We start from the raw sequence: 3384 nt of genomic DNA, 5'->3' as shown, positions 1-3384 counted from the left end.
CGGGTGGGCGTCTGTGCCTCGGTCCCGCCCGTGCGTTGGCGCCGCTCCGTGGCGGCCTCCCTCCCCCCCCCCCCCCCCCGCGCCCCCGCCGGCCCCGGCACTACACCCTCCCTTTCGCACAGCGAAGGGGAGGGCTGGGGAGGGGTAAGCTCTTCGCTGGTTGATGCCGCAGTGGCTTCGCGGCTTGCGCCGCTGCTGCAAGATGGCTGGTACGGCCCTGCCGAGCATGGCTCGGCACTACATGCTCATGCGCGCCAGCAACAGGCCGGTCAGCACCACTGCGATGGCGACGACCACCATCAGCGCGAACAGCCAGGCACGTCTGCGTTGGCGTTGGTTGGCACTGATTGCGGCGTTGAACATGGCAACACGCTGCTGCTCGCTGGCCGCAATGACGGCCTTGGCCTTGGCCGAACCTTCCTCGGCGTCCAGTCGCCCGGCCTTTATGTCATCGGCAATGACCTCCAACTGCTGCATCACTTCGAACTGCAGCTTCTGCAGTTCCAATGCGGTGTCGTCGTGGTTGGGCAAGTGGGAATCCTCGCGGTTGGGATCAGGCAGAAGGCGACTGCAAGGCTTGCCGGATGACCCGTGACAGGATCGCTGGGTCATCGCTGGCCAGGTGTTGGCCCAGACGCAACAAGCCAATGCCAAATCCAGCCATCAGCAGGCCCGGCAATGCCGCCGGCAGCAGCATCAGGTCAAACTTGCCGAGCTGCAGTGCGGCCACCGTGGTCCACAGTACGCAGAAACCAAGCCAGAAAAGCATGAAGACGAAAACCAACGGCGGCAACGCATACGCGCCGCGCAGCTCGCAGCCCTGCGCGGTTGCGCACAGGCTGCCGCGGAAATGTGGCTTGAACGAGTTGCGCATCACGCGACGGTGGTACAACTGCACTCGCTTGTTACTCACCGAGCCGACAATGCTGCCGGTAGCGGTCAGGTTGCCTCGTGCGGTGGCGGTACGCAGTGCCTGTACGGCCTGCTCGGGTGAAAGCGGGCTGGTGTATGCGGCTTGCGTGCGTGGGAATAGACAGGTCCAGAAAGACATGCGGTCTATCGCTGCGGGGGCAGGACACGATAGCCGCAGATCCGCGCTTTGCCTATTGCAGGCTGCTGTCGCGCTTGCGCATGGCTTTCTTGACCAAGGCGGTGATCTTCTTTTCGACCTCGGGAGTGAGTTCCGCAAGGGCGAAAGAGGTTGCCCACATCGGCCCGTCATCCAGTATCGCCGTGTCGTTGAAGCCCAGCGTGGAATAGCGTGCGCCGAACTTGCTCGCTCCCTGGAAGAACAGCACGACCTTGCCATCGCGCGCATAGGCCGGCATGCCGTACCAGGTTTTTGGGTTCAAGGAGGGCGCAGTGGTGGTGACGATGGCATGCAGGCGTCGCGCCATCTGTTGCTCGGCAGCGGGCATCTCGGCGACCTTGGCCAGGAGTTCGGCCTCGCCGTCGGCCTTCAGCTTGCCGGCCTTGGCCTCGGCCTTGAGCTCGCGCGCGCGTTCCTTCATCGCGGCCTGTTCTTCAGCGGTGAAGCCGGTGGTTTTGGACGCGGTCATCAAGACTCCTGCAAAGATCGGCTGGGTAGCGCTTTTTAACCCAAGCGATGCTCGCAAATGTAAAGCGAGGGTGCAGGTGAGATGTCTACGTTGAAGCCGGAAACGGAGCCGGGTGCCGCAGCCCGACGATCAGTCGCTGGCTGTCTGGCCCAGCTCGCGTTCAATGCGCCGGTCGGGGATCAGCCAGAGCAGGGCGACGGCGGCGTATAGCAGCTGCGCAAGATGCGCATTGACGAAGCTCAGGGCGACACCGCTGATGTAGAGCAGGGGCGACAGCTTGCCCTTCCAATCGCTGCCCAGCGCATGCCGAAGGCGCGAGTTCTCGCCGTCGGCAGCGACGATGCGCCGTTGCAGTATCCAGTAGGCGATGGCAGCGGCCAGCAGAATGCAGCCGTAGAGCGCGGTCGGCAGTGGCTGCGTGTTGAAATCATCCATCCAATGGGTAGCGAACGGCAGCAGCGACAGCCAGAACAGCAGGTGCAGGTTGGCCCACAGCACACTGCCAGTCACCTTCTGGCAGGCCTGCAACAGGTGATGGTGGTTGTTCCAGTAGATGCCGACGTAGACGAAGCTCAACAGGTAACTGAGCAGGGTGGTCAGCAGTGGCCGCAGCGCGTCCAGCGATGCCCCCTCTGGTGGCCGCATCTCCAGCACCATGATGGTGATGATGATGGCCAGTACGCCGTCACTGAAGGCTTCAAGCCGGCCTTTGCCCATTGCTGTCTCCTGCATGCATCGCCGGGGGATTCCGAGCAGAACGCTAGCACGAAGTGCCGTTGAGGCCATGTGTCCGGCTTGCAGGTTGGGGCGGGCCAGCCTGCAGGGCACGCCGGCGCGCCTGCAGGATTTACAGCAAGCGCGTGCCCAGCGGCACCTCATGTTCGGGTATGCATAGGCTGACCCGCCCCTCAGCGTCGTGAAATCCGGTCACCAGGCATTCGGACATCAGTGGGCCGATCTGTTTCGGAGGGAAGTTGAGCACTGCCACCACCAGGCGCCCGACCAGCTGTTCGGCGCTGTATAGCGCGGTGATCTGTGCGCTGGATTTGCGGGTGCCGATCTCCGGCCCGAAATCCACCTGCAGGATATAGGCGGGTTTACGGGCGGCAGTGAAAGGTTCGGCGGCGATGACGCGGCCTACGCGAAGTTCGACCTTGCTGAAGTCGTTCCAATCGATGGTCTGCATGGTGGTTGCTCGGGAGTGACCACCTTCCAGCTTTTTGAGCCAGCCAAAAGTAGAGAAATTCGGCGAAACTAACCCCAAGCAGAGAGGTGGTTTTGCCATGAAGAAGTCGAAGTTCACCGAAGAGCAGATTGCGTTTGCCCTGCGCCAGGTTGAGGGCGGTACATCGGTCGGCGAGACGTGCCGGAAGATGGGCATTTCCGAGGCCACGTTCTACAACTGGAAGAAGAAGTACGGCGGCCTAGGCGTGTCCGAGCTGCGCCGGCTGCGGCAGCTCGAGGAGGAGAATCGCAAGCTCAAACAACTGGTCGCAGATCTGAGCCTGGACAAAGTGATGCTTCAGGACGTCATCCAAAAAAAGCTCTGAGGCCGGTGCAGCGACATACGCTCATCGGCTTTCTGCAGCGTGCTTACGGAATTAGCCAGCGGCGGGCATGCGGCGTGATGCGTCAGGCCCGTTCTGGGCTGGTGTACAAACCGGTGCGCAAAATTCTGGATGCGCCATTGACCCGGCGCATCGAGGAGATAGCCCAGACGCGGGTGCGTTACGGCTACCAACGCATCCACATTCTGCTACGTCGTGAAGGCTGGCCGATAAATCGCAAGCGCGTGCATCGGCTGTACAAGCTGGCAGGGTTGAAT

4 protein-coding genes, 1 tRNA gene and 2 pseudogenes are annotated in these 3384 nt (G+C 62.3%); 2 read left to right on the top strand and 5 right to left on the bottom strand.

Going from position 1 to position 3384, the window contains the following annotated elements:
• Positions 1-237 precede the first annotated feature (237 nt).
• From ACVOL0_RS20225 to ACVOL0_RS20215, 3 genes are read right to left on the bottom strand one after another with little or no spacing between them, the layout of a single operon-like run.
• Entirely contained in the window at positions 238-531 is a 294-nt protein-coding gene (locus ACVOL0_RS20225) for a hypothetical protein (protein ID WP_481550604.1), read from the bottom strand.
• A 22-nt stretch (positions 532-553) separates the two neighbouring features.
• Positions 554-1051 carry a hypothetical protein gene (locus tag ACVOL0_RS20220; protein WP_481550603.1) on the bottom strand — a complete coding sequence of 166 codons (498 nt, stop codon included), beginning with the start codon at positions 1049-1051 and terminating at the stop codon, positions 554-556.
• A 52-nt stretch (positions 1052-1103) separates the two neighbouring features.
• Positions 1104-1559, bottom strand: a complete 456-nt coding sequence (locus tag ACVOL0_RS20215) for an iron chaperone (RefSeq protein ID WP_481550602.1) — start codon at positions 1557-1559, stop codon at positions 1104-1106.
• A 252-nt stretch (positions 1560-1811) separates the two neighbouring features.
• On the opposite strand from ACVOL0_RS20215, the gene ACVOL0_RS20210 reads away from it, so the two are divergent.
• Positions 1812-1893, top strand: a tRNA-OTHER gene (locus ACVOL0_RS20210).
• A 176-nt stretch (positions 1894-2069) separates the two neighbouring features.
• Here the strand turns inward: ACVOL0_RS20210 and ACVOL0_RS20205 are convergent.
• Positions 2070-2204: pseudogene (locus ACVOL0_RS20205) on the bottom strand (TMEM175 family protein); the annotation flags it as partial.
• 202 nt (positions 2205-2406) lie between these two features.
• Positions 2407-2745: a tRNA-binding protein gene (locus tag ACVOL0_RS20200; RefSeq protein WP_481550601.1), complete on the bottom strand. Its 339-nt coding sequence runs from the start codon at positions 2743-2745 to the stop codon at positions 2407-2409.
• Between the two features lie 97 nt (positions 2746-2842).
• Here ACVOL0_RS20200 and ACVOL0_RS20195 point away from each other — a divergent pair.
• Positions 2843-3384: pseudogene (locus tag ACVOL0_RS20195) on the top strand (transposase); the annotation flags it as partial.

The sequence above is a fragment of the Stenotrophomonas sp. STEN021 genome (assembly GCF_056760175.1).
This window is presented reverse-complemented; position numbering and strand designations above follow the sequence as displayed.

What these genes read in the sequence shown, in the direction of transcription:
- ACVOL0_RS20215 (WP_481550602.1), bottom strand. Translation starts at nt 1,559, where the DNA reads ATGACCGCGTCCAAAACCACCGGCTTCACCGCTGAAGAACAGGCCGCG.
- ACVOL0_RS20200 (WP_481550601.1), bottom strand. Translation starts at nt 2,745, where the DNA reads ATGCAGACCATCGATTGGAACGACTTCAGCAAGGTCGAACTTCGCGTA.
- ACVOL0_RS20220 (WP_481550603.1), bottom strand. Translation starts at nt 1,051, where the DNA reads ATGTCTTTCTGGACCTGTCTATTCCCACGCACGCAAGCCGCATACACC.